Consider the following 23,942-nt stretch of genomic DNA (forward strand, 5'->3'; position numbering starts at 1 on the left):
GAAAGTATCCCCCTCGACGACCGTTCCCCCGCCAAGGGTGATCTCCAGCCCGCCGTAGACCTGCACCGATGCTCCTTCGGAATATGAAGATGGGATCGTGATCATCCCTGAAATATTCGCGCCGTCGGTATACTCCAGCGTTAAAGTGTCAGTACCTACTGTTCCGCCGCCACCGGCAGCCACGGTAAATGTGAATGTCGCTGCCTCCGCGCCAGTATAGTTGCCACCTGAAGTGACCGTCGAAGATCCGCCCCAGGAAATATCTGTTACCGCATCTACTTCACCGAGTTGCAGGCCGGTACCACCTGACAGGTCCTCATCAATAGTTATTAGATTGTCCGCACCTGTAGAGGCTCCGGATAGCATCAACTTGTATGAGGCATCATCGCCCCCGACATTGACTATTACAGCCTGTACTCCGGCGCCTGACGAATTTATCGCATCGGCCACGTTTTCCAGGGTGTTGTTGCTTGCATCGATAACGATCTCCACAGGGGAGGCTGTCCCGCTATTAATCGTAATCGTCCCTGTACCAACTATGGTCTCATCCTTATCGACAAACTCAAGAGAAGCGACCTGATGACTCTGTGCAAGTTGAGAGACAGATAATGTATAACTGCCTGTCGCGGCCGTCCCGTTGACACTGGCTGTAATTATATCCTCGTTCGAGGACATGGCCCCTATCGTCTTGAAGATATCCCGTCTGACGAGGTTCCTTGAGTCTATCTTCAATGCCAGCAGGTTCGCCTCGAGGGTCTCGTACGCTGATTTCAGGTCTATGTTCGACGCTATCCTGTTTTGCAGGTTTATGATCGGTCTTCGCTCCAGATCGAGCATCTTGCTGATCAGATCGACTGTATCCAGCCCCGTGACCAGCCCGCTTATTCCTCCGACTCCAGCCATTTCAAACACTCCTTTCCAGCCGTTTATCACTCTTCCATTACACTGTTTATCGGCAGGAAAGTTATTACCTTTACTGATTACTTGAATTCAGGGAGACAATGGGAAATATTTTCCCCTGATAGTGGGATTCAGGAATAAATGGACTCTCCCCGGCCCGGAGGCCGGGGAGTTCATCCTTTCCTCTGATCAGACTACTGAAGCAGCTGCAATACTACCTGCGGAATCTGATTCGCCTGCACGAGCATAGCTGTGCCGGACTGCAGAAGGATCTGATTCTTGGTCAACTGCGCCATCTCACTGGCGAAGTCGACGTCGCGGATAAGAGATTCCGCTGCGATCAGGTTCTCTTCAGCGATTGCAAGGTTTGATACCGTGCTCTCGAGAGTGTTCTTCTGGAACACACCGAGCTCGCCTCGTTTTGCGGATACCTGCTGGATAGCCTGATCGATTACCCCGATGGCATCCTGGGATCCACTGGAGGTCAGCACGCTGATCTCGCTGAGGTTGTTGAACTGGTTACCCGAAACGCTCGTTCCGAGTCCAGTCGCTGTGAGAGCGTTAAGTGCGATCTCCACCGTCTGACCGGCATTCGCTCCTACCTGGAAGACCAGTGCGTTATCGGTGATCGTCACACTTCCTGCTGCGCCTGCCCCGAGAGCAGTCGAAACAGCAATGCCTTCGACAGCAAGACCGGCATCACCGGTAAGCACCAGGCCCGAACCGGTCGCGGCGAGGGTACCGATCGTACCGGCGATATCGACGCCTGTATCTGTCACTGCAGTGGTGCCTACTCCCGAACTGGTCGTGGCAGCGGCGACACTCGAGACTACCGAAGCATTCTCACCGGAACCGTAACCATCTGTCGTGATCGTAAGGGCTCCGCCGACTACCGATGCGGTCGCCTGGGTCGAGGAGTTGTAGTCGTTGATAGCGGAAACGACCTGGACCTGAGTCATACCTGCTGTAAGGGCGACGGAGACACCATTCACGGTAAGGGTCTCGTCGGCGCCCAGCACTGCGGTCTGATCGGTACCGGCTGTGGCCGCGGCCTGCTCGGCCTGGACCGTGACGGCTATGGCATAGGTGCCTCCGACAGTGGCCTCGGTAGCATTAAGGAACGTTACGGTCGAAAGGGTAGTGGTACCCGCCATACCGCTCGATCCATCCAGCAGGACCTTCGTACCGAACTGCGTCTGCGCCGCGATACGATTGATCGTAGCGATCGCGTTGTCGATCTCGTCCTGATCCGCTGAAAGCATCACAGAGTCGTTCGCGCCGGTGTTAGCTGCATGAATGGTCAGCTCACGGATGTTGTTGAGGAGGTTATGAATCTCGTTCATGGCGCCCTCAGCCGTCTGAATCATCGCAGTAGCTGTCTCGGCGTTCTCTATAGCCTGCTGAATACCACCGATCTGGGCTCTCATATTCTGGGAGATCACGAGACCCGCCGGATCGTCAGCGCCTCTGTTTACACGGAGACCCGAGCTAAGCCGCTCAAGAGACTTGGCGACAACAGACTCGGTCTTTCCAAGGTTCCTCAACGCGTTTATCGAGCTGAGGTTATGATTAATTCTGAAGCTCATCAGCTTCTCCTTCCATGGGTTTGGATCACTATCTGCTCCCCCTGACATCCATGTCTGCCGGCAGTTTGAATGTCTCCTTCCTCCTGTCTGCCAGACAAGGGGATTCTCTTTCCTCTTCCCTCTTTCGGAAATACGGAAATGAACTTGAGGAGAATTTTAAGCTTCATGTATATTTATTTAACGGGCGGGACTGTCCGCGGCAGCAGATCGCGCATGGAAAAGGCTTCCAGAGTCCATTACCGTCTCTGGAAGCCATTATGAAAAAACGAGTCCTCTTTCTCCCCAGTAAGTTTACTGGAGAAGCTGCAGTACTACCTGCGGGATCTGGTTAGCCTGCACAAGCATTGCAGTACCGGACTGCAGCAGGATCTGGTTCTTTGTGAGTTCAGCCATCTCCTGAGCGAAATCCGTGTCCCTGATGATCGATTCAGCGGCTACGAGGTTCTCCTCAGTAATAGCAAGGTTGGCCGTGCTGCTCTCCAGAGTGTTTTTCTGGAACACACCCAGCTCACCGCGCTTGGCGGAAACCTGCTGAATAGCCTTGTCGATGATCTCTATAGCATCCTGTGCCTGATCGGCGGACAAAACAGTTATCTCGCTGAGATTGTTAAATATGTTTCCTGTTACGTCCGTTCCGATTCCGTTAGTCGCCAGTCTGTTCAGTGTGATCGTAACGGTCTGGTTCTTGTTCGCACCTACCTGGAAGACAAGGGAGTTGTTCGTTACCGTCACGCTCCCCGCCGCCCCGACAGCAAGGCCGGTAGAAATTGCTATTCCTTCGACTGCCAGTCCGGCGCCTCCTGTAAGCACCCTTCCTCTTCCTGTCGCGGCGAGGCTGCCGATCGTGCCGGCGATATCCACGCCTGTATCGGCGATCACCGTCATCCCGATACCAGTACTGGTCGTAGCCGCCGCCAGGTTCGAGACTACCGATGCGTTCACGTTCGAGCCGTACCCGTTTGAGGTCACTGTCAGGTCACCTCCGACGATCGAGGCGGTTGCGCCCGTCGAGCTGCTGTAGAGGTTGATCTGGTCGACTACCTGAACCTGTGTACATCCTGCCGTAAGTATGATCTCCACACCGTTGACCGTCACCGTCTCCGTCGCTCCGAGAACGGCTGTCTGCCCTGTACCCGCCGTTGCCTGGGCCTGTTCGGCCATCGTCGTGATATCGATCGCGTATGTACCTGAGATCGAAGATTCGGTAGCCGTGAAGAAAGTCACACTCGGATCGGTCGTCGTACCGGTCACGCCGCTGGATCCGTCAAGAAGCTTCTTCACTCCGAACTGCGTCTGATTGGCGATACGATCGATAGTCGCGATCGCGTTATCGATCTCGTCCTGATCTGCAGCAAGCATGATGTCATCGTTGGCACCTGTATTCGCCGCGTGGATCGCCAGTTCGCGGATGCTGTTAAGTAGTGTATGTATCTCGTTCATGGCGCCCTCAGCAGTCTGGATCATCGCTGTAGCAGTCTCGGCATTTTCAATCGCCTGACGAATTCCCGACAACTGTGATCTCATACTCTCCGAGATCACGAGGCCCGCTGGATCATCAGCGCCCCTGTTCACTCTCAGCCCTGAACTCAACCTCTCCAACGATTTCGACACGGAGGATTCTGTACCTCCGAGGTTTCTCAGCGCGTTGATGCTGCTGATATTGTGGTTGATCCTGAAACTCATATCAACCCCCTCCTTCCGTGGATAGTTAACAGGTCATTTCCCTTGCATCCCTGCTGCTCATCTGGAAACGTTTCCCTGATTCCGTTTTCCAGCTTAGTAGGAATGACCTTTCTTTCAGATTCCCGATTTCAGTCTCTCCCGGCCCTGCCGGTTATATTTATGTCCTGTCCAGTCCGCTTCCTCCTGCCTCTTGTTTCTTTTTGATAATAGATTGAAAGGCTGCGTCCCTGTCCTTCTTTTGCAGGAGAGCGTCATAGTTGGACTTGAATATCTCGTCAAAGATCTCCTGGCGGTGTACACTGACGCTCCTTGGCGCCTGTATCCCCAGCTTCACCTGGTCACCGTCGATATTGAGAACAGTTACTATGATATTCGTCGATATGACGATTTTTTCCTGGATCTTCCTTGTCAGAACAAGCATTTCAACCTCTAGGCCATACATCCGACCTTGGATTCATTCTCGGTTTTTTCTTCTTCTATCTTTCTAAGTGGTGTCACCGAACTGTAATCGTCTGAATCGAGGACGATTTGTATCCCGATCCGTTTCGACGCGTTGATCACGACCGGACCGAGGAGATTCCCGGTGATCGTGTTTCCGTGGTCCCTGATCGTCACGATAGACATAACGACGACATCGTCGTCTTTCTCTATACTGAGTATTTCCTTCAGTCCAGGATCAATAGCAAATGTGTATTCGCCGTCAAAGATGGTCGGCTCCGATACGATAAAGCCCATATCAGGGTCATCCACTGACTGCAGCCAGTGGAACGCCGATTCATCAGCGAAATCCATAAGAATGAATCTCGAAAGGGTCTCGATCCCTATCAACCCATTATCGAGGACGATGATATCCTTCTCGTCGAATTCAATCTCGTCAAAGATGGACGACTTGATCTTCATTACTTCTTCCTTCCTTTCCTGCTTAACTATAGTAGTTGAGCAGACTCAGGTTATAAATGGATACGGCTGTCTGGAGTGCCGCCTCGTAGGCTACCTGTGCTTCCGCCAGTTCGGTAAGGACCTCGCTGAGGTCGATATCCTCGACAAACGAAAGATTTTCGAGAAGGCTCACTCTCGTATCCAGCAACTGTTCATTGATCGACTCAACCTGTCTGCCCCGGGCTCCCACTGCCGCCTCGATCTCCAGGACGTGATCCACCACGTACTCCAATTGACCGATGACCGAATCCAGGGAACCGGGGTCGTTGTTCTCCAGAGCCGTCCTCAGATTCTCGAGGGCTCCAAACAGACTGTACGGTTCTGTAGTCTCGGAATCCCCCAGCAATCCGAGGTCGGCAGCCGTAGTTCCAGCTCCGATCTCTCCAACGGAAAATTCATTGTCTGAAATAAGTACTATCCCATCGCGAGTCTCATTGAGTTCAGCACTCACTCCGGGTACTGTAAGGTTGATCCGGTCAAGCATATCGCCTACCGTAGTCGGATAAGCGGGGGTGAAAAAATCCACATCATGATCTATGCCATCGACCGTCACCCTGAGCCCCGTGAGCAGGATCGAACCCAGGAGGTCGACTCCCGAGACAATGCTATTCTCGGTAAGAAGCGGGTCGAGCGCACTGCCTGTCAATACACCACCTGTACTTGTCCCCAGGATTCCAAGGCCTTCAGCCGTTGTTCCCTCTCCAGCTTCCGTCACCGTCATCTCTCCGTTTCCTACTATATCGAAGAGTGCGATCCCGTTACTGGAGTTCAATCCAGCCATGATTCCCAGCCCGGACCCGTTCACCATGTCGAGGACATCCTGCACGGTCGAGGCTCCGCTCACATCGAAATCTACTGACATCCCTGCACCGTTCGTGACCGTAAACGCTCCTCTGAATATTCCTTCCCCGTTATTGAGATCATCGATATTCGTCCCGGGCAGAATAGAAGCATTCATGGTACGCGATTCGATCCTCTCATCCTCACCGAGAGACAGGAAGGCCGAACCGGGGACGGTGACATCCATCAGCCTGTTAGGGCCCACTCTCAACTGAAGAGGGCTATCGTCGCCCCGGTACACCATGGACCCATCGACTTCCTCGAAAGAGATAGAATCGATCATGTGCCCTGAAAATATATACTTGTTGTGAAATCTGGTATTGAGCATATCCTTGACATCGTTGAGGATGCCGTTCACTTCGATTGCCGCGCTGGCCCTTATGTTTTCTCCTGAGTCAGCTGTCGAACTTCTCATCTCAAGCGCTATCGTCTTCGCGTTGTCGATCAATCCCTTCACCGAAAGCAGAGTCGAATCCATGACATCGAGATACATCATGGCATCGGCCGTGTTCGATGAATATATCTTGTTCTGTTTGATGAGAGTATCGTAGGCCATCGCCTTCCGGACACCGATAGGGTCGTCGGAAGGTCTCTGGAAATTTTTCATCGAACCTACCTTGATATTCAGCTTCGAATACCTCTCAAGGCTGTTCGCTATGTTCCTCAGTGGCCCATGACTGAGCATTTGAAAAGATATCCTCATTGTTTCTCTACCTCATGTCCAGTATTGAATCGATCATCTCACCCACGACCGTCATCACTCTCGCAGCGGCCTCGTAAGACTGCTGGAACCTGGTCAGGTTCACGAGTTCCTCGTCCAGGCTGACTCCAGTTATGCTTTCTTTTCTCAGCTGAAGATTGGATACGATCATATTACTGTTCCGCAACATGTCCTGCGCGTTGGAACCATGAATACCGATCGTGGTTACCAGAGACCCGTACCTCTCATTGAATGTGAATGGATCGTCCTCCGAGATTCCATTGATCGAAAGAGCGACTATATCATTCGCCAGAGAGTTATCACCGACCGTACCATCATATGAGCTGGCTACAATGCCAGGATTCGACTCAATGGCATATGCGATATCTATCGTCATAGCGTCGGTTCCACGGAAAAAATCAAATCCGCTTCCCTCGGGACTCCATCCAGAATTATGCAATTCGTTGACTCTCTCTATGAAAGAAGCTGCCAGGTAGTCCAGGGATTCCTGTGTATCGTTCACGTAACCATCACGAGAATGCAGAAGACCGGCAAGACTCCCTTCTCCCAGGTTGAGACTGACATGCTGCCCCTTCAGGACCACCTGCATCGTCACGGTTTCACCATCATCGTTCTGCTGGATGTCCAGGCTTACCGTCTCCGACCTGTGAACCACATTTACTCCCCTGATAAACAGGTCGATAGAACCAAAATCGTCTTCCCGGATCTCAACCTGGATTATACCGGACAGTTGTTGCAGCAATCTGTCCCGTTCGTCCCTGTAATCTCCGGCTGTATGCCCGATAGACTCAACCTCAACGATCATGTTGTTCAGGCTGGCAATCTTCTCCGTCAATTCGTTGACTGCTCCAACATCTGATACTATCTGATCATTCAGGTTGTCCCTGAGTTCCTGTAGAGACTCATCCATATTATGGAACATCGCACACATGCTTCTGGCTGATTCGACGATATCGATCCTGGCCGATCCACTTTCAGGCTCTGAGGCAAGAGTGTTCCACGAATTGAAGAACTCATCTATTTTGTTTGCCATACCGGAATCACTCGGCTCGTTGAAAATCGTCTCCATATGGGATAAAGTAGAACTTCTTGCATTCCATCCATTCATCGATGAGGTCTCGTCACGGAGTTGCCTCGTATAGAATTCAGCGGTAGCCCTTCTTATCGTGGACACCGTCACTCCATTCCCGAGGATTCCCACAGGTGAGACTGTCGGGATATTCGACTGCAGGAGGGCTTCCTGTCTTGAATATCCCGGGTTATTGATATTCGATATGTTGTTATTCGTGGTTTGGAGCGAAAACTGCGAAGTAAACAGACTCCGTTTGTTCATCTCCAGCATTCCGAATAAAGTCGTCATAACTTATCCTCTACCTTTCAGACTTTCTTCTCTACGAGCAGGGGGAATGTCCTGGTCTTCCCTTTCCTGCTCCCGTCCGAATATCCTTCTTCCTTGTCCGATACAAGCTCCACCCAGAGCCTGTTCTGCTGCTCCAGAAGATCGAGGGAAAAATCAATAAGATAGACCGTGTTGTGATTGGTCCTGTATAGTTTTTCGCCGACCTTCGTCAATTCTCTGCTTGTGTTCTTGAGTTTTTCGGAAAGGGTTACGCGAACATTCTCCCTGATCGACCGTATCGTCATCTTGTCTTCCTCGACTTCCATTAGGGACGCTATCGACCCCATGCACTCGTGGCGACTGTCCTGGCTCTCCTTGAGAAATTCTACAGCGCTCTTCATCCTGTCAGTATTGTTCGCGAGATTCTCCAGATCGTTTTTGATAAGAAAACCCTGCTCGGTACGTGACAGCTCAAGCAGCTCCCTGCAGAGATCCGTCTCGCTGTTCATGATATCGCACAGATCCGATACCCGACCTTCGAAGTTATCAGTCTCCAGAATCCTGACTGCCATCATTAATCCTCACTTTCTCAGTTCTTCCCTTTCCGGAATCAAGTCTGCGCGTTGGCAGGTATCTATTTGATTCAGTCCTGTTTTCTTTCAATCTCATCATCCTGTCGGCCACAGGCATGCTTCCATTCTGGCCGATAGAAAGCATTCTGGGCCCATCTTCGCCGGTTCCCCGCCCCCGACTATTCGATTCCTGGATACGGACAAACCTGTCGACCAGCACTTTGTTCAGGCTCAGCCCACCACTTTTCGAAAACTCCTTCGCGATCTCGTCCTGCATCATCTCTTCATAGATCTTTCTTGAAAAAGAACGCTCAATGACACCACTATCCCCTATCGTAGAATGCATAAGTTTGAAAAACTGACCGATGAGGATCGATTCGAAATCTCTGGCCGCTTTTTCGATCTCTGCTTTTTCTGCAATCTGACGATTCGCTCCGATAGCCGGAGATATCTTATTTGTCATCATGGCTTTCATATGACACTTCCTACATGATCACGAGCTCGGCTTTGAGCGCGCCCGCACGTTTTAACGCCTGGAAGATTGCAACCATGTCCCTGGGAGTTATGCCCAGTTCGTTCAAGGCTGCTGCGATATCAGTGACTGTGTTCGAATCCCTTATTGCGAATAATCTGGCTTCCTTGTCTTCGACCCTGGTCTCGATCTCGGGAACGATAATCGATTCTCCTTCACCGAAGGCCATAGGCTGACTTACTCCGTAACTGGCTCTGATCTCGACCTGAAGATTACCGTGAGCGATGGCTACTTCCTCTATCGATACGTCGCCACCTATCACGACCGTTCCTGTCCTCTCGTTGATGACGACCCGCGCGGGATTGTCGAGCTGGACTTCCATCCTGCCTATATCGGCAATAAACGCGACCGGGTTTTTCTCGTACATCGGAGGCACTCTTATTTCCACAGCCCTCGAATTGAGGGCCTCTGCCAGCTTCATCCTGTATGTAAAATTTATCTGGTTCGCAATATTCGTCACCGACTGGTAATCCGGATCGTTCAGGGTCAAAGTGAAATGATTGTTCTTCGCCACTTCACCCTCGGGCTGTTTTCTGACTATAGCCCCTTCAGGCACTCTTCCGACCGTTGCATGGTTTTTCCTCAGAACATTCCCCGCTCCTGCATCGATATTGAATCCTCCTATCGACACCGCCCCCTGGGCCACCGCGTAATTCAGACCGTCAAAAGCTCTCAGCGGAGTCAGCAACAGTTGCCCACCTTCAAGACTCGAAGCATCACCCAGTGATGACACGGTCACATCCATTCTGGTCCCCACCGGAGTGAATGGATGAAGTTCAGCGGTAACAACGACTGCCGCCACATTTTTCACCTTGATATCATTGGGAGAAACTGTCATCCCCAGCTTTTCGAGCATGCTTACAATCGAATTGACGGTGAATGCGCTCTTGTTACCATCGCCCGTACCGTTCAATCCGACGATAAGTCCGTAACCTATTAACTGTATGTCGTTCGTCCCGGCTATACTGGTGACATCCTTCACTCGTACAGCCCCGTACACACGGACCGGGATGTAAAGATGCAGGAGCATGAAGATCACTATGACCAGCAGGACTGCACGGAAATTATTCTTGGCCGCTTTCGACAATTCTCTCTCCTTCTAGAATATCCAGTTGATCATCTTTGTCAGGATCCCGGGTTCGTGACCTGAGTCTACCGGCCCCTTACCGTCATACAGAATCTTCGCGTCAGCAACGTAAGTGGACATGATCGTATTGTCCGACTTGATATCTCTCGATCTGATGATCCCACTCAGAGATATCTTCTCTCTCTCTCCATTGATATTTACTTCCCTGTTCCCTTCGACCCGGTAATCACCGTTACCAAGTATCTCGCATATCCTGACCGTTATTCTCGCCGACAACTGGCCCGACCGTGAAGTCTTGGCGTCTCCCTTATACTTGCTCTCGCTGGTGAGTCCCCAGAGTGAAACGAAATCCAGGGTCCCGAGCCCCGGGCCACTTTTTGCTTCCGCCTTGACCTTGGTATCCGTTTTAGCGTTACTCGAGGCAGACGACTGTTCCTGGATGATCACAGTGACGACATCCCCGACCCTGTAAGCCTTGAGATTCGAATACAGGGAGCCCTGCTCGTCCCATAGAGGCCGCTGAGCGTACGCACCGGAAGAAATCACAATCAGCAGAAAACAGATCGTCGCAAGGCCTCTGTACATCATGAATCCTTCCTGCTTGAGGTAAGTGGGACCACTTTCCCTCTGGCTATGACCCTGTATTTATCTATCTTGCCTGATGCCTTATTTCTGACCAGGATATTGTCCCCCATCCACCCGTCTTCAAGTGATATACCGTTCGCGCTTACTACCATGAGTCCGCGCGAGACTTCGACCAGTACGGCGCTTCCCTTCGCGACATCCGGCACCCTCTCCATGGCACTGAGAGCAATCAGGTCGCCACATCTCACATACCTGTCCACGCGCATACCGTAAATATCTCTCTCCCGTGTCACCGGCATCTCGTAGCAGGAGGCGAGATCCTTCTCGACCCATTCGATATCCTCCCGGGCCACGATCTCCTGCCTGCCGATGGCTCTGAGAGCTACGGCACAATCGACCGGGACATGAAACAGACATCCGGTAGAAAATCTTCTTTTATATCCGTCATCCGCTCTAATCGTGAAGGAGATGACCCGGTATCCGGAAATGTTCCCCGGAAAACGACACTCCAGGCTGTAATCACCATCAGGCACCATCAGCCGGGAGGGGAAATTCCTGAACTCGATCTCGAGTCTTTCCACACTGGCGCCTAACTTCGATCCGGCAAATAATTCAGCAAGTCTTGCATGCAGGACCTTCTGGATCTCAGCGCTTCTCTCCGCCATTTTTCTCGTCAGGACGACTCTTACCGGACCATTCAGTTCGATATCCAGTGAACGGGTCCTGTTGAGAATAAAATTCCTGGAAAGACCTTTGGTCGCCCCCCACGGAAGAGTCTCCATAAGGACTACATCCTTCATGTCGCCGATGTCTTCATGAACGACATCTGACAACCTGACTACAGAGTGATCCATCTCGACTTCTTCACGAAGCGTGAATACTCCACCCGCCGCCGCCACCTGCGCCAGCAGTGTTACTGCGCCTGCCAGGATCATGGCTGTCTTTATTCCACTTCTTGCTGACAATTCCTACCTCTTGAGGTTTGCCGCTATCTGCAGCATCTCTTCTGAAGTCTTCACAGCTTTCGAATTTATCTCATACGCCCTCTGCGCCGTGATCATCCCTATCATCTCTTCGATGACGCTGACATTACTCATCTCCAGGAAGCCCATCTGCACAGTACCGATCCCTTCCTCTCCAGGATTTCCAAGGATGGGCGACCCGCTGGCGACAGTCTCGGCATAGAGGTTGTGACCTATGCTCCTGAGACCAGATGGATTCTGGAACCTGACCAGCTCGAATCTTCCGAGGTCTGTAGGTTCTTCTTCCGACTGAAGCAGAACCGATATCATACCGTCACCGGCGATCATCAGATGATTTGTCTCTCTGGGAAGGGCCACCGCCGGCTCGAGCTGAAACCCGGAAGCCGTGACCATGTTCCCTTCAGAATCCAGTTTCAGAGTACCGTCCCTTGTGTATGCAAATGAGCCATCAGGAAGGAGTACCTGAAAGAATCCGTCTCCATCGATCATCAGATCCATGGGGTTTTCCGTTGCCTGAGATGATCCCTGGCTGTAGATACGGGTAGTAGCGGCCAGCCTTACTCCATGTCCGATCTGGTTGAAGGCCGGTTCCGCCGTTGATGTCATCCTCGAAGAACCCACAGCCCCGACTCTCTCATAGAGCAGGTCCTGAAATTCGACTCTGGTCTTCTTGAATCCGGCTGTATTCACATTCGCCAGGTTATTCGCTATATTATCTATATATATCTGCTGTGATTTCATTCCGGATGTCGCTGTAGAAAGAGCCCGTATCATTTTCCTCTCCTTTTTCAGGGCCGATGTGGCCCGAAACTCGACGATTCCTTATCCTATCCTGCCCACAGTCCCCGTGAGAAGTTTGAGTATCTCATCCTCGGATTTCAGCGCTTTCTGTGATATCTCATAAGCCTTCAAGGCTGTGATCATCTCGGTCATCTCAGTCACTACCTCCACATTGCTGCTCTCCAGGAACCCTGAAAGGACAATCTTGTCCTCCGCCCCGAGATCGGTCGGCGAGAGATCTTCCGGAGCCTTTAGAAGCCCGGACCCCGCCTTCTCAAGCCTTGAGATCTCGTCAAACGTGACAACTCGTACCTCTCCCATCGTTGCGCCATCTACCCTGACCAATCCTTCTCTCGTAATATCGATATTCCCGGGAGGTACACTTATGCCGCCGGACAGCAGATCTCCGTCGAGAGTCACGAGAAATCCATCGGAATCCACCATGAAGGCCCCGGCCCTTGTATATCGTTCTCCCGCATCCGTATCTACTACGAAAAATCCTTCGCCCTGAATAGCAAGGTCAAGAGGCCTGTCGGTCCTTGTGACCGGACCCTGCTCGTATGAAACAGCGACTCTCACCAGTGTATCCTTCTCTCCCTGCAGAGTGTCCATCTGCTGGAACACCGCGATATCTTTCTTGAATCCAGTCGTGTTTACATTCGCCAGGTTATTGGCGATCATATCGTGTCTGGCTGTCTGATTTTTCATTGCCTTCGCGGCCATCGAGATACCTTTAAGCATAATTGTCCTCCATTAGTCTCATTCAGACGGCAAGAGATATGCCTGTAGGACCAAAGTCCCAGCCCCCCTCAGCACATGCGTTTATCTTTTTATATAACCACACGTTACACGCAGCTTGCGGGATAGGACCTGAGGATCCATGGAAAATTGGAAACAGGTTTTGGGGAAAAATTTTCTTGATACGGGGGTAAAATGTTTCTTCGGAGGAAATCCGGGTAACGATGGAAAGATCATTCCGGGACAGGAAGCATATCTGACTGATCCCTCTCCGCCACACCTGAAACGGATTCATCGCCGGAATAAGATGGTATCCACAAATGGAACAGACTACCGACACCATCCCTGCTCTCTACTCTGATAGTACCATCATGGGCATCCACGATCTCTTTTACGATCGCGAGGCCAAGGCCGGTTCCCTTGATCTTCTTTTTCTCGGCTTTTCCCAGACGTTTGAATCTATCGAATATACAAGTGATCTCTTCTTCGGACATTCCGATCCCGGTATCTTCGACCTCGACCTTCACGCTTCCGTTCGAGCAATTGCATCTTACTGAGACGCTACCGCCTTCCTCGGTGTATTTTATCGCGTTTTCAACAAGGTTCGTCATGACATGTTCCAGCTTATCCCTGTCGGCGACGATCTGCGTCGGGGAACCATCGAAAGAAGTGTCAAGCTTGATACTCTTGTTATCGGCAAGAAGTCTTATGCCCGAGACCGACTTCTCGACCATCTGGCGGAAATCGAATTCAGACCTGTCCAGCTTCACAAACTTGCCTTCGAGCCTGGATACTTCCAGAAAATCATCGACCAGGGTCAATAGAGCCTTACCTTTATCCTCCACTCCCCTGAGAAACTCTTCCTGAAGTTCCGATATCTCTCCGGCTCTCCTGTCCAGGATCAGTTGGGTGTAACCGAGCACAACGCTGATAGGCGTCCTCATCTCGTGGGCCATCATCGAATAGAATTCGGCTTTCAACTTTTCCGCTTCTTTCTCGGCCGTCACATCCCTGAGGACGAAAGCGCCCCCGACATCATCGCTCAACTCTACATACACCCTGTTAATATCGACTTCGTACGACCTTACTTTTCCTTTATGATGCTCGACATCCATCTCGAAGCCCTGTATTTCTTCTCTGGACCTGATATTTTCCGTCAGGCTCCTGCCTGCTTCGGAATCGGGAAGAACATCATAAATAGTCATTTCCTGTATGAGCTCAGGTATGAGGGTGAACCTGGCAGCGGCTACGCGATTGTAGAATACTATCTTGTCGTTCGTATCGAAAGTTATCACGAGATCGCTGAGTGAATCGACAAGATTGCCGAGCCTGCTCTTCTCACTCAACAATTCTTCCCTGTTTCTTTTCCAGCGAAGAAGCCCACTTACCCTGGCGATGACCTCGGCTTCATCAGCATTCTTGATAATAAAATCCTCTACACCGACTTCGAAAAACTCTACTTTTCGCCTCGTTTCGTTTTCGTCCGTAAATACGGCGATCGGAATCATACGGGTCTGGGAATATTTCTTGAGCATTACGCTCGCGGTGAACCCGTCCATCCCCGGCATATTGAGATCCATGATTATCAGATCCGGGGCATATTCGAGAGCGGCCAGGACACCAGCCTCGCCATTGTCTCGAAGGATCACTTCATAGCCATTGCCAGTAAGGATTGCTTTCATCCTCTTTCGGATAACACTCGAATCATCGACTACGAGTATGATCTCTCTGGATTTCACGAAAACTTCTCCTCTCTGGATCGGAGATCGGCATTTGCGGGCCGCCCGGCAATACAAGAAATCAGGATACGGTATCGCGCAGCTGTTCAAGCCGCGATTCCACTATTGGTGCGGCCGACGGATCCAGCATCGCTATCTTCTCATATATCTCGGCCGCCCTGACAGGCATCTCCATTTTCTCACACAGGAGACCCAGGTTCAGATAAAACCTGATATCCCCGGGATCCTGTTCGATAGCCTTCGTAAAGTTTTTGATTGCCTCACTGTATCTTCCCCGCTGGGAGAGAAAACATCCAAACGCGTTAAGCGCAGAACCACTAAGAGGATCCAGAGAAAGAACGGACCTCAGATGTTCCTCCGCCTCTGTGTCCCTCCCCAGTTTTCCCTCAACGATCCCGAGATTGATCCTGATCTGGAGATTATGTGGTGACAATCTGGCAGCCCTGTCAAAACTCGCAGCAGCCTTCTTCAATTCGCCCCGTTTCTCATACATGCACCCGAGACTATTATGAATATCAGAATTATTCGGACTCCTTGTAAGCAGTTCGTTGTAAATCGTAATGGCGGTTTCGAATTCTTCCTTCAGTTCGTGGACCTTGCCGGACAGGAAGATCAACCCCTCGTGTCCCGGATAATCCTTCAGCGCCCTTCCAACGACGTCCGAGGCCCTGTCAACCATCTTCATCTGAGAATAGATATAGACCGACTTAAGGTAGACTTTCAGATCGGTCCCCGATATGAATCTTATCTTTTCCAGAGCTTCCGCGGCTTCGTCATTTTTCCCCGTTCTGAACAGGATGTCGGCATGTATCATATGAGAATGTGACATGAAAGGATCGACTGCGAGTGATCTCTCAATATACGATCGGCCATCATCGAGTCGATCGCTCATTATACAGGCTGTAGCCGAGTTTCTTAACAGATTAGGGTTGTCCGCTGAGATCTCCAGTCCCTTAAGCAACTGCTCGAGGGCCGCTTCAGGACGCATACTCTCGATCAGCGCCACACCGATGTTATTGTACAGATCGGGCCTGCTCCCATCGATTTCTATCCCTCTGCTGAAATATTCCACAGATTCTGCCGAGGCGCCCTGCTTTATAAGTGTCAGCCCCTTGAGGTTAAGAAACTCCCAACTATCCGGAGCGATCTCCAGCCCCCGGTCGATCTGAACCATCGATTCTTCTGTAAATCCCAGCCCGAGAAGCTGAGACGCGAGTTCGAATATATACTTCGAATTACCTGGATTCGCCTGGAGTTTCTTTTCACCAAGATCGAGATACATCCGATATTTCCGGTCGATCCTCTCCGAATCCTTGAGTCTGCCGTAATGATGTACTATTACATCTTCCACCTTGAATATCGTTAAATCGAGTGATAAGAGTGATTCTTCAACGTCCTCATGGACCTGTCCCCGGTAGCGTATATCCTCCCTGTTCCGGAACAACCGGACCTGCTGGCTCGCGAAGTACCCTATCATCTCCCGACTCACAGGATTGTCTTCATCAGCAGGAATCCATCCGAATGTGTCGGAGTCATCCGTGTATGTCCATTGTTCGAACATGAAGGCAGCGTCAGGATTACCGGAAACAAGTTCCCTGATCCTCGAATGAGATCTCCTGTCCATGATCTCATCGGCATCGAGTATGAGTATCCATTCACATCTTGCCTTTGAGATCGCGAGGTTCCTGGCCTCGCTGAAATCGTTCCTCCACTCGGTAGTGAAGACCCTCGCACCAAGCTTCTCCGCACATTGGACGGTCTCGTCGATCGACCCGGTATCGAGTACAATGATCTCGTCAGCCAGGCCTTTGACGCTGGCGATGGCGTCGGAGATAAATCCATCCTCATCACGAGTGATTATACAGCAGCTGATCGAACCGCTGGCCCGAGTCTGTCTTTCTCTCAGATCGATGATCTCGCTATTGTCAATTTCTCCCATCGACTATTTCCTCCGATTATTCTATCCATTTTCATCGCTTTATGGCGACGACTTCCATCGACCCGTTATAGTGGGCCGAAATCCTGTAATCAACGACTTCCATTCCATTGTTCCCCAGCAGATTTCTCAGCGATTTGAAAGAGAAATAGTTCATATGTTCGCACACACGCTTCATCGGATCCCGGTCTTTCATTATCCTGGAGAAAGCGCTCTCGTGATTCGGCGTAGATATCCAGATCAATCCCTTTTCGATCAGAAGCTCCGCCACCTTCGCGATGGCCTCGGTGGGTCGCCTGAAATGTTCGAGAACATCCCCCATGCATATGACATCATAGCGGTCAGGCGTATCATAGTCGGCAAAATCAGCACAGACTACGGGCAGATCGATCATCCTGGATACTCTTTCCGCGTGCGATGGTCTGATTTCCAATCCTGTGACATTGAATCCGAATTCGGCAGCTACCGCCATCAGTTCCCCGGCACCTACCCCGATCTCGAATAACCTTCGCCCATCGGTCATTCTCCGCAATCTTGATATTATCGAACCATTATATGAAAGGAGACCTGTCTTGGGCTGTTCATACTGTTCATTGTCAGAATCGGAAAGGACCCTGTCCAGGTCTGAAGGGAACGCCGACGCGTAAATGTGATTGCAACTATCGCAGATCATCCAGGAACGTACCGGATCGAAACCTTCATTGAAATCCATATTGGTCACCATGTTGAAGGTCCAGTAGTGTCTTCCCGTTTTTCCGCATAGCGGACAATCACTGACAACAGTCTGATCAATATCCCTGTAGGCATACCCATGAAAAGGATGATCCGTGGAAGTGATGCGCGAGGCAAGACGAGCGTCCGCGCTGAAGGCCCTCCGGTGAAAGGTCTCGGAGTCTTTTGCGTTACCGAGTTTGTTCTCAATCTCACCGAGTCGGAACAGGGCGACAGGAGCGACACCAGAAGAGTTTAGAAGCCTTCTCAGCATCGTTTTCGCCTCAAGATCCCGACCGGCCTCGAGATGCCCTTCAGCCTGTTTAAAAAGGCCGACGGGGTCCCCGATCGAAATACCAGTTGTGCTCATTTATTCTCCAATTGTCAAGCGCGGGACAATCCCGTCACCGAATGACATAAAACAAGAGATGTGCCACGGAACACAATCGAGGGGGATATCATTTTTCCTGGAAACAGGTGGTGCTTAATAAATTGATAATATTAACGATAGGCAAATATCAGCGCGGTGCCTCATCGGCCGTCACACACTCGTACAAGCGCACGCTTCGAGGTCAGATAGGACAAATATCTCCGTACATGGAAAAATCTTCCTAAGGGAGATGCTTGAAGAAATCCTTGAAATACCCTTCATACTTCTCCGAAATATCCGAGATCTCCATAGCCAGGATCTCTGGAACATCGTAAGAGTGATTCTTCTCTACAACGGAGCAAAGTTCTTTGAAATCCGACTTTCTACTCTTGATAAACATCAGGACCTCGTCGTCATGCCTGAACTCTCCCTTCCACTGGTAGACAGAGTGACACGAAGTAATAATGTTGATGCATGGAGACAATCCCGCGTTGATCAGCTGCATCGCTATTTGCTCCGCTTCCTCCCCGCTACCCGCGGTGACGAGGACAACATTCGGTCTATCCATCATTATCCTTTCCCGAAGTATTCACTCCCTGTACGGCCACTGATCGTTCAGTATATCCTCTACGTGAAAGACATATCCGGCATCCGCTCACCCAGAAAATCCATAGTACTCTTCATGTCGGGGATACCGGTCCTTCCTCCCGGTCTTGTGCATTTTAATGCTGCCACGGCGTTCGCGAATACACACACCCTTTCAAGATCCCATTCGTGGAGGACCCCAACGAGAAACGCGCCGTGAAAGACATCCCCGGCTCCCGTCGTATCGACGGATCTCACATTGAATCCATCGATCTCGAGGATGCCGCTCTCTGTCATCGCGACGCATCCCCTCTCGCCCAGCGTAACGACCGATGCTTCGCCCCCATATTGCAGCATGGCCTCAAGCGCGTCTACCACAGTTCCTCCAGAAGATATCTGGCTCGCGAACAGCTCACTGGCCACGATGTAATCACAGAAGGGAAGAATCTCCCTGACACCCTCACGAAGAGTGCCGGCATCTATGACGACGGTGACCCCACTTTCTTTTGCCACACGGGCAGCGGTGAGCGCGGCGCCCGGTTCCAGTGAATCTATAAGGAGTCCTTTGCTGGACCGTATCATCTCTTCGTCAAGTTCGGAAGGTTCAAGGGGAGAGAGAGTACCCCTCGTCCACAGGATCGTCCTTTCAGCCGAACCGGAATCAATCATTATAAAGGCAAACTGGGAATCCTTACCCTGTTCGATCCTGACGCAGTCCACATTGACATTTTCTTCCCTGAGCCCCTTCAGCATCAGCTCTCCGAGAAGATCATCACCCATCTTGCCTATGAACGCGGCCTTAAGACCAAGCCTGCTCATCGTCACTACAGCCGTAGCCGCGGGGCCCCCACCCTGGACCCCGAAATCAGTCATCTCCAGCTTTGAATTCAAGTCGGGTAGATGAGGTATAAAACCGTAACAATCTACAGCCGTATATCCCACACCGACTACATCCATTGATACTGGGCTGTTTCTATCCATCATCTTCCTTCCAGAGTGAGATCGCAGAGAGAATCCTACAGGAAAGAAAGTCGACAGGCAACTTCAACCTTGCCTCACATCATCGTATGCGCATATTTAAATGACTGAAATGGAACAGGACGACACCGGAGGAACACAGGATGAATGATCAGACCGACAGAAAATGGAAATTCTGCCCAATGTGCGGCGGGATCCTTTCAACGAAGTTTTTCGAAGGAAGAGACCGTCTGTACTGTGGGAAAGAAGATCGGTATCATTATGAAAACCCACTTCCTGCGACGACATCCATTGTGATCGACGAGGGAAGGATCCTCCTTGTGTTGAGAAACCGTGAGCCGGGACTTGGTCAGTGGGCCCTCCCTGGTGGATTCATCGAGACAGGTGAAAGTCCCGCAAAAGCGGCAGCCCGGGAACTCGAGGAAGAGACAGGGATCAGGGCATATGATCCCGAGTTGATCGATACGATCCATCAGGAAAGCGATTTCTACCAGACAACGATCCTTATCATAGGATACAGATTCGGCCGGTTCGAAGGAAATATCGCTGCTGGTGACGACGCTGATGACGCCCGATTCTTTCCAGTCGACGAAATGCCGTCTATTGCGTTCAAAAGCCACATGTCGTTGATCAGAAAGGTGCTGGCCGGTGGTTCAGATACGCCATAGGGCAAGGTCTTCTTCTGAGGCCGGAGGTGCTTCGAACTCCATCTTCTCCTCTCCCCGCTCGATATCGACTTTAACCGTTTTCTCTTTCTTCCCGTCGCTGTATCTTGCCGCTACAGCAGCTATGACAGGAAAGTCATCCTGCACCGGATCACCCAGAATAACCACCGTCGGTCCCGGGACATCCGGGGTCATAGCCAGATAGTGATCGGCCCATTTCGCTTCAAAATACTCGTTTTCCTCCTGATTTCTTCCCACAACGATCTTGACCCTGTCGGAGAGTCTCAGGTGCCGCCCCGTTGAAAAAAGGACCGTGTCCCGCACCGTAAGATCGCGCCCCCCGGAATGCTCGACATGATCGGAATATTTTCTGGCGTAATTGATATCTGTAAGGGCGCATCCACCAGCCGGAGCCCCATATCCCCTGACGCCGAGTTCCTCCGCCAGGTTCATCTGCCTCTTCCGCGATCTGCCCTGGATATCGAGAAGCATTTCACGATCCACGAGGCCATTCTCTTCGATCTCTGTCGGCTTTAGCAGTTTCGCGCAAAGTGGACGCAGCAGTCTGCCTGCCAGGCCACTATCCTTTTCAACAGAACGCATTGCGATGAGATGTTGGGACATGGGCCTCTGCCCGAGCACTTCGCCAGTGAAGATGAAATCGTAGCCTTCCGATCTCATGATCTCCGCAGCCTTTCTCAATAGAAATATCCTGCAGTCGATACAAGGATTTACATTCTTGCCGAATCCATGTGGTGGATCTTTCATCACACTCAGAAAATCAGCGGATACATCGATGGCTCTGACAGGTATTCCTGTAAAGCCGGAAAGGGTACTGCTTCTTTTCTCAGAGATATCCTCCATCGAGGCCAGGTCATTTACCCTCATCCTGAGGTTTTCAGGCGTAAACCCGTTGAGGAAATGGACTCCCAGCAGGTCTATCCCCTGTTTTGCAAGAACAGCCACAGCCAGAAGGCTGTCAAGCCCTCCGGATATCATTCCTATACCCTTAACACGCCGTTTCATACGTCACCCCTGTATTATTACCGTTCCGAACCGATGATGATTATGAAACTACTATTATTCTGAATCACGCGCAAGAACACGTTTGAGGCCAGCAGCAACAAAGTTGAATGACAGACAGACGATGAATATGAGGAATCCAGGGGCAACAGCTGCCACAGGAGCGGTCCGGAGGAGGTGCTGAGCGTTATTCAACATATTTCCCCAGGTCGCCAGGGGCGGTTGGACGCCAAAACCGAGAAAGCTGAGGGAACTCTCGATGAGAATGGCCCCTGCAAACCCTGTTGTGGCGGATACTGTCACAGGGACGATAGCCTGTGGAAGGATATGGCGAAAGACTATACTACGATCGGATACTCCCAGAGACCGGGCCGCTTCAACGAATTCTTCCTGGCTCAACCGCATGAACTCCGCTCTCACGGTCCGTGACGTCTCCATCCATGACGTGGCGCCAATGACCAGAGGAATAACGAGTATCTTCCCGCCAGCAGCAGATGCCGCGACCATAAGGATCAGAAATACCGGGATTGAAAGAAAGATATCGGTCAATCCACAGACTGCTCTGTCCACCGGTCCCCGAAAATACCCTGCCATGCTGCCAAAGATTATTCCGGCAAGTACACCGATAGTGATCGAGGAAAAAGCGATAAACAGAGAATATCTCCCTCCATAGAGGAGCCTGGTAAACACATCCCTGCCAAGTTCGTCCGTACCCAGAATATGATCAGGTGACGGTGCCGCGCCGACCTTGTCCAGATCGATCTCGTTCATCCCGTAGGGTGAAAATAATGGCGCCAGGACAGAAATCAGAAGAATAAGCAGGATCAGGATAAGCGAGATCGCGGCGGGCCTGTCATCACGAAACCCACACCGAGCGAAAGTTCCAGACAGGCTGGCCCCGGATGATCTTTCATCCCACGCATTCTGTGCCTGAGGCTGCCGCATCACTTCCCTCCCCTCATGGTACTTGCGCTATCAACTGTCAGCCCGGATGCTCCGCCCCTGTCCCGGAATGAAGTTCCCTTCTTCAGAACTCTCGGATCTATGATCATGTTGATCAGGTCTCCAGCCAGATTGAAAAGGATTATCAGCATCGAAGAGATAACGACTATTCCAAGGACCCTGGCATTATCCTGCCGCTGGAGCCCTTCGTAGAACAATCTCCCGATACCAGGCCAGGAAAAGACGGTCTCGGTGATCACCGCTCCCGTGAACAGGGTCGGCAGTTGCATGACCATGACCGAGACAGCCGGCAGGATAGCATTCCGCATGGAGTGTTTAAATACTATCCTCCATTCACCCAGGCCTTTTGCCCTCGCCGTCCTGATAAAGTCTCCCCTTCCTGCATCGAGCAACCCCGCCCTTATGTACCTTCCCCATGAAGCGGCATATGTCATGGACAGCAGGAGCGCGGGCAGGATGATATGCATGAGCCGGCCCCCGGTATCTCCGGCTCCTCCTGACAGTCTTCCTCCTGCCGGGAAAATACCCAGTTTGAGGGAAAAAATGAAAAGCGCCATAAGGCCGGTCCAGAATACTGGGACCGACATCCCGGCAATAGACGTTATCGAGAATATCTGGTCGATCAGTCTTCCTCTATAGACAGCCGACAGGACACCCACGGCAAAACCGACCAGTATAGCCAGGATATAGGCCGTGGCCATAAGCTCAAGAGTCGCGGGAAGTCTTTCGATGATCATCATGGAAACACTCCTGCCAGTCACCTGACTCCTGCCAAGATCGAAACGGAGAAACACCTGTCTGAACCAGCACAGATACTGAACCGGCAGCGATCGGTCCAGGCCGTAATTCTCTCTGATCCTGGCCAGGTCGTCCCCGCTGACCTTGGGATTGGAGGCAAGAGTACCGACCGGTCCACCCGGCGTCAGATGCATCATCGAGAAAACGATCATTGAGACACATATGACCAGGGGTATCGTCCACGCGATTCTTTTCAATATCATCATACTCATCGATCACTCACTCTTTTACGTTCTCGATCATGGCTTTCTTACTGAACCGTCCATCGACACCACAATCAAATGACTCGCCTGGTCGCGGTATCTTCGCGTCGAGGCCAAGTTCATCCCTGATCCTGTCCTGCATAAGCTCCGAACTGTGCATTTCCCCGTGAACGATAAAGACCCCGTCTAAACCCTCTATACCGGCAAGCCATGATACGAGTTGATCCTGGTCGGCGTGACTGGAAAAAGAGACGACCCGCAATATCTCGATCGCCGGGTTTATCCAGTCCTTCTCCAGCTTTTTCCCTTCCCGATGACGAACAAGTACCGGTGTCTCTCCCCTGGCCAGCCTTCTTCCGACTGACCCTGGAGACTGCCACCCTACCATGCATAAAAGATTTTTCTCACAGTCGAACATTCTCATCAAATGCCGGGGTGAATTCGCGTAATTCAGATCACCACTCGAAGAGATGAATATTGATGGCTCATGCTTCCTGGCATGTACCTTCATCGAAGTAGCACTTTTTACTTCCCTTAGACCAGGCGGTGCAAGAAGTCTGTCCCCGAACAGATCGAGTACATATTCAGAAAATTCCATCCGTGATTCCCGGTAGATCGATGTGATCTTCCTTGCCGTGGGACTGTCCGAATAGATCAGCGTCCCTGGCGGGATGACTCCGTGATGG

24 protein-coding genes are annotated in these 23,942 nt (G+C 51.3%); 1 reads left to right on the forward strand and 23 read right to left on the reverse strand.

Annotated features, from left to right (window positions below; genetic code table 11):
- The 19 genes from KOO63_10205 to KOO63_10295 all read right to left on the reverse strand — a co-directional run.
- Positions 1-903, reverse strand: a 903-nt coding sequence (locus KOO63_10205) for a hypothetical protein (protein MBU8922176.1), incomplete at its 3' end; no start/stop codon positions are given.
- 191 nt (positions 904-1,094) lie between these two features.
- Complete coding sequence (locus KOO63_10210) at positions 1,095-2,486, reverse strand: hypothetical protein (GenBank protein MBU8922177.1); 1,392 nt, start codon at positions 2,484-2,486, stop codon at positions 1,095-1,097.
- Between the two features lie 291 nt (positions 2,487-2,777).
- Positions 2,778-4,169, reverse strand: coding sequence for a hypothetical protein (locus KOO63_10215; protein ID MBU8922178.1), 1,392 nt, complete (start codon positions 4,167-4,169; stop codon positions 2,778-2,780).
- Positions 4,170-4,326: 157 nt separating this feature from the next.
- Positions 4,327-4,590 (reverse strand): carbon storage regulator CsrA, encoded by a 264-nt coding sequence (gene csrA / locus KOO63_10220; protein MBU8922179.1) that lies wholly within the window; start codon positions 4,588-4,590, stop codon positions 4,327-4,329.
- An 8-nt stretch (positions 4,591-4,598) separates the two neighbouring features.
- Positions 4,599-5,069: a flagellar assembly protein FliW gene (locus KOO63_10225; protein MBU8922180.1), complete on the reverse strand. Its 471-nt coding sequence runs from the start codon at positions 5,067-5,069 to the stop codon at positions 4,599-4,601.
- Positions 5,070-5,091: 22 nt separating this feature from the next.
- Positions 5,092-6,651, reverse strand: a complete 1,560-nt coding sequence (locus KOO63_10230) for a hypothetical protein (GenBank protein MBU8922181.1) — start codon at positions 6,649-6,651, stop codon at positions 5,092-5,094.
- 7 nt (positions 6,652-6,658) lie between these two features.
- On the reverse strand, positions 6,659-8,029 hold the full coding sequence (gene flgK / locus KOO63_10235) for a flagellar hook-associated protein FlgK (GenBank protein MBU8922182.1): 1,371 nt from the start codon (positions 8,027-8,029) through the stop codon (positions 6,659-6,661).
- A 17-nt stretch (positions 8,030-8,046) separates the two neighbouring features.
- Entirely contained in the window at positions 8,047-8,583 is a 537-nt protein-coding gene (gene flgN / locus KOO63_10240) for a flagellar export chaperone FlgN (GenBank protein MBU8922183.1), read from the reverse strand.
- The gene (locus KOO63_10245) at positions 8,555-9,055 is read right to left on the reverse strand and encodes a rod-binding protein (protein ID MBU8922184.1); all 501 of its coding nucleotides are present in this window, start codon (positions 9,053-9,055) and stop codon (positions 8,555-8,557) included. The genes flgN and KOO63_10245 overlap by 29 nt, the downstream gene beginning before the upstream one ends.
- A gap of 10 nt (positions 9,056-9,065) precedes the next feature.
- Positions 9,066-10,199 carry a flagellar basal body P-ring protein FlgI gene (locus tag KOO63_10250; protein MBU8922185.1) on the reverse strand — a complete coding sequence of 378 codons (1,134 nt, stop codon included), beginning with the start codon at positions 10,197-10,199 and terminating at the stop codon, positions 9,066-9,068.
- A 12-nt stretch (positions 10,200-10,211) separates the two neighbouring features.
- Positions 10,212-10,787: a flagellar basal body L-ring protein FlgH gene (locus tag KOO63_10255; GenBank protein MBU8922186.1), complete on the reverse strand. Its 576-nt coding sequence runs from the start codon at positions 10,785-10,787 to the stop codon at positions 10,212-10,214.
- On the reverse strand, positions 10,784-11,749 hold the full coding sequence (flgA, locus tag KOO63_10260; GenBank protein MBU8922187.1) for a flagellar basal body P-ring formation chaperone FlgA: 966 nt from the start codon (positions 11,747-11,749) through the stop codon (positions 10,784-10,786). Before flgA ends, KOO63_10255 begins: the two co-directional genes overlap by 4 nt.
- Before the next feature lie 3 nt (positions 11,750-11,752).
- On the reverse strand, positions 11,753-12,541 hold the full coding sequence (gene flgG, locus KOO63_10265; GenBank protein MBU8922188.1) for a flagellar basal-body rod protein FlgG: 789 nt from the start codon (positions 12,539-12,541) through the stop codon (positions 11,753-11,755).
- Between the two features lie 48 nt (positions 12,542-12,589).
- Positions 12,590-13,288 carry a flagellar hook-basal body protein gene (locus tag KOO63_10270; protein ID MBU8922189.1) on the reverse strand — a complete coding sequence of 233 codons (699 nt, stop codon included), beginning with the start codon at positions 13,286-13,288 and terminating at the stop codon, positions 12,590-12,592.
- Between the two features lie 230 nt (positions 13,289-13,518).
- Positions 13,519-15,024: a response regulator gene (locus tag KOO63_10275; GenBank protein MBU8922190.1), complete on the reverse strand. Its 1,506-nt coding sequence runs from the start codon at positions 15,022-15,024 to the stop codon at positions 13,519-13,521.
- A gap of 61 nt (positions 15,025-15,085) precedes the next feature.
- Entirely contained in the window at positions 15,086-16,963 is a 1,878-nt protein-coding gene (locus tag KOO63_10280; GenBank protein MBU8922191.1) for a tetratricopeptide repeat protein, read from the reverse strand.
- A 31-nt stretch (positions 16,964-16,994) separates the two neighbouring features.
- Positions 16,995-18,041: a class I SAM-dependent methyltransferase gene (locus KOO63_10285; protein MBU8922192.1), complete on the reverse strand. Its 1,047-nt coding sequence runs from the start codon at positions 18,039-18,041 to the stop codon at positions 16,995-16,997.
- Positions 18,042-18,282: 241 nt separating this feature from the next.
- Positions 18,283-18,612 (reverse strand): divalent-cation tolerance protein CutA, encoded by a 330-nt coding sequence (locus KOO63_10290; GenBank protein MBU8922193.1) that lies wholly within the window; start codon positions 18,610-18,612, stop codon positions 18,283-18,285.
- A 56-nt stretch (positions 18,613-18,668) separates the two neighbouring features.
- Positions 18,669-19,610 (reverse strand): hypothetical protein, encoded by a 942-nt coding sequence (locus KOO63_10295; protein ID MBU8922194.1) that lies wholly within the window; start codon positions 19,608-19,610, stop codon positions 18,669-18,671.
- 137 nt (positions 19,611-19,747) lie between these two features.
- Here KOO63_10295 and KOO63_10300 point away from each other — a divergent pair, with 137 nt between their 5' ends.
- Positions 19,748-20,272 carry an NUDIX hydrolase gene (locus tag KOO63_10300; GenBank protein MBU8922195.1) on the forward strand — a complete coding sequence of 175 codons (525 nt, stop codon included), beginning with the start codon at positions 19,748-19,750 and terminating at the stop codon, positions 20,270-20,272.
- Here the strand turns inward: KOO63_10300 and KOO63_10305 are convergent.
- The 4 genes from KOO63_10305 to KOO63_10320 all read right to left on the reverse strand — a co-directional run.
- On the reverse strand, positions 20,258-21,295 hold the full coding sequence (locus KOO63_10305; GenBank protein MBU8922196.1) for a hypothetical protein: 1,038 nt from the start codon (positions 21,293-21,295) through the stop codon (positions 20,258-20,260). The genes KOO63_10300 and KOO63_10305 overlap by 15 nt on opposite strands.
- Before the next feature lie 54 nt (positions 21,296-21,349).
- Entirely contained in the window at positions 21,350-22,240 is an 891-nt protein-coding gene (locus tag KOO63_10310) for an ABC transporter permease (GenBank protein ID MBU8922197.1), read from the reverse strand.
- Positions 22,237-23,265, reverse strand: coding sequence for an ABC transporter permease (locus KOO63_10315; GenBank protein MBU8922198.1), 1,029 nt, complete (start codon positions 23,263-23,265; stop codon positions 22,237-22,239). The genes KOO63_10310 and KOO63_10315 overlap by 4 nt, the downstream gene beginning before the upstream one ends.
- 7 nt (positions 23,266-23,272) lie before the next feature.
- On the reverse strand, positions 23,273-23,942 hold a 670-nt coding region (locus tag KOO63_10320; GenBank protein ID MBU8922199.1), incomplete at its 5' end, for a hypothetical protein.

The organism is Candidatus Latescibacterota bacterium, assembly GCA_019038625.1.
Lineage (GTDB): Bacteria > Krumholzibacteriota > Krumholzibacteriia > Krumholzibacteriales > Krumholzibacteriaceae > JAGLYV01.

Excerpts from the sequence above, each read along its gene's own strand:
- KOO63_10210 (MBU8922177.1), bottom strand. The coding sequence starts at position 2,486 with ATGAGCTTCAGAATTAATCATAACCTCAGCTCGATAAACGCGTTGAGG.
- KOO63_10215 (MBU8922178.1), bottom strand. The coding sequence starts at position 4,169 with ATGAGTTTCAGGATCAACCACAATATCAGCAGCATCAACGCGCTGAGA.
- csrA (MBU8922179.1), bottom strand. The coding sequence starts at position 4,590 with ATGCTTGTTCTGACAAGGAAGATCCAGGAAAAAATCGTCATATCGACG.
- KOO63_10225 (MBU8922180.1), bottom strand. The coding sequence starts at position 5,069 with ATGAAGATCAAGTCGTCCATCTTTGACGAGATTGAATTCGACGAGAAG.
- KOO63_10230 (MBU8922181.1), bottom strand. The coding sequence starts at position 6,651 with ATGAGGATATCTTTTCAAATGCTCAGTCATGGGCCACTGAGGAACATA.
- flgK (MBU8922182.1), bottom strand. The coding sequence starts at position 8,029 with ATGACGACTTTATTCGGAATGCTGGAGATGAACAAACGGAGTCTGTTT.
- flgN (MBU8922183.1), bottom strand. The coding sequence starts at position 8,583 with ATGATGGCAGTCAGGATTCTGGAGACTGATAACTTCGAAGGTCGGGTA.
- KOO63_10245 (MBU8922184.1), bottom strand. The coding sequence starts at position 9,055 with ATGAAAGCCATGATGACAAATAAGATATCTCCGGCTATCGGAGCGAAT.
- KOO63_10255 (MBU8922186.1), bottom strand. The coding sequence starts at position 10,787 with ATGATGTACAGAGGCCTTGCGACGATCTGTTTTCTGCTGATTGTGATT.
- flgG (MBU8922188.1), bottom strand. The coding sequence starts at position 12,541 with ATGATACGGGCTCTTTCTACAGCGACATCCGGAATGAAATCACAGCAG.
- KOO63_10270 (MBU8922189.1), bottom strand. The coding sequence starts at position 13,288 with ATGCTTAAAGGTATCTCGATGGCCGCGAAGGCAATGAAAAATCAGACA.
- KOO63_10280 (MBU8922191.1), bottom strand. The coding sequence starts at position 16,963 with ATGGGAGAAATTGACAATAGCGAGATCATCGATCTGAGAGAAAGACAG.
- KOO63_10285 (MBU8922192.1), bottom strand. The coding sequence starts at position 18,041 with ATGAGCACAACTGGTATTTCGATCGGGGACCCCGTCGGCCTTTTTAAA.
- KOO63_10290 (MBU8922193.1), bottom strand. The coding sequence starts at position 18,612 with ATGATGGATAGACCGAATGTTGTCCTCGTCACCGCGGGTAGCGGGGAG.
- KOO63_10295 (MBU8922194.1), bottom strand. The coding sequence starts at position 19,610 with ATGATGGATAGAAACAGCCCAGTATCAATGGATGTAGTCGGTGTGGGA.
- KOO63_10300 (MBU8922195.1), top strand. The coding sequence starts at position 19,748 with ATGAATGATCAGACCGACAGAAAATGGAAATTCTGCCCAATGTGCGGC.
- KOO63_10305 (MBU8922196.1), bottom strand. The coding sequence starts at position 21,295 with ATGAAACGGCGTGTTAAGGGTATAGGAATGATATCCGGAGGGCTTGAC.
- KOO63_10315 (MBU8922198.1), bottom strand. The coding sequence starts at position 23,265 with ATGAGTATGATGATATTGAAAAGAATCGCGTGGACGATACCCCTGGTC.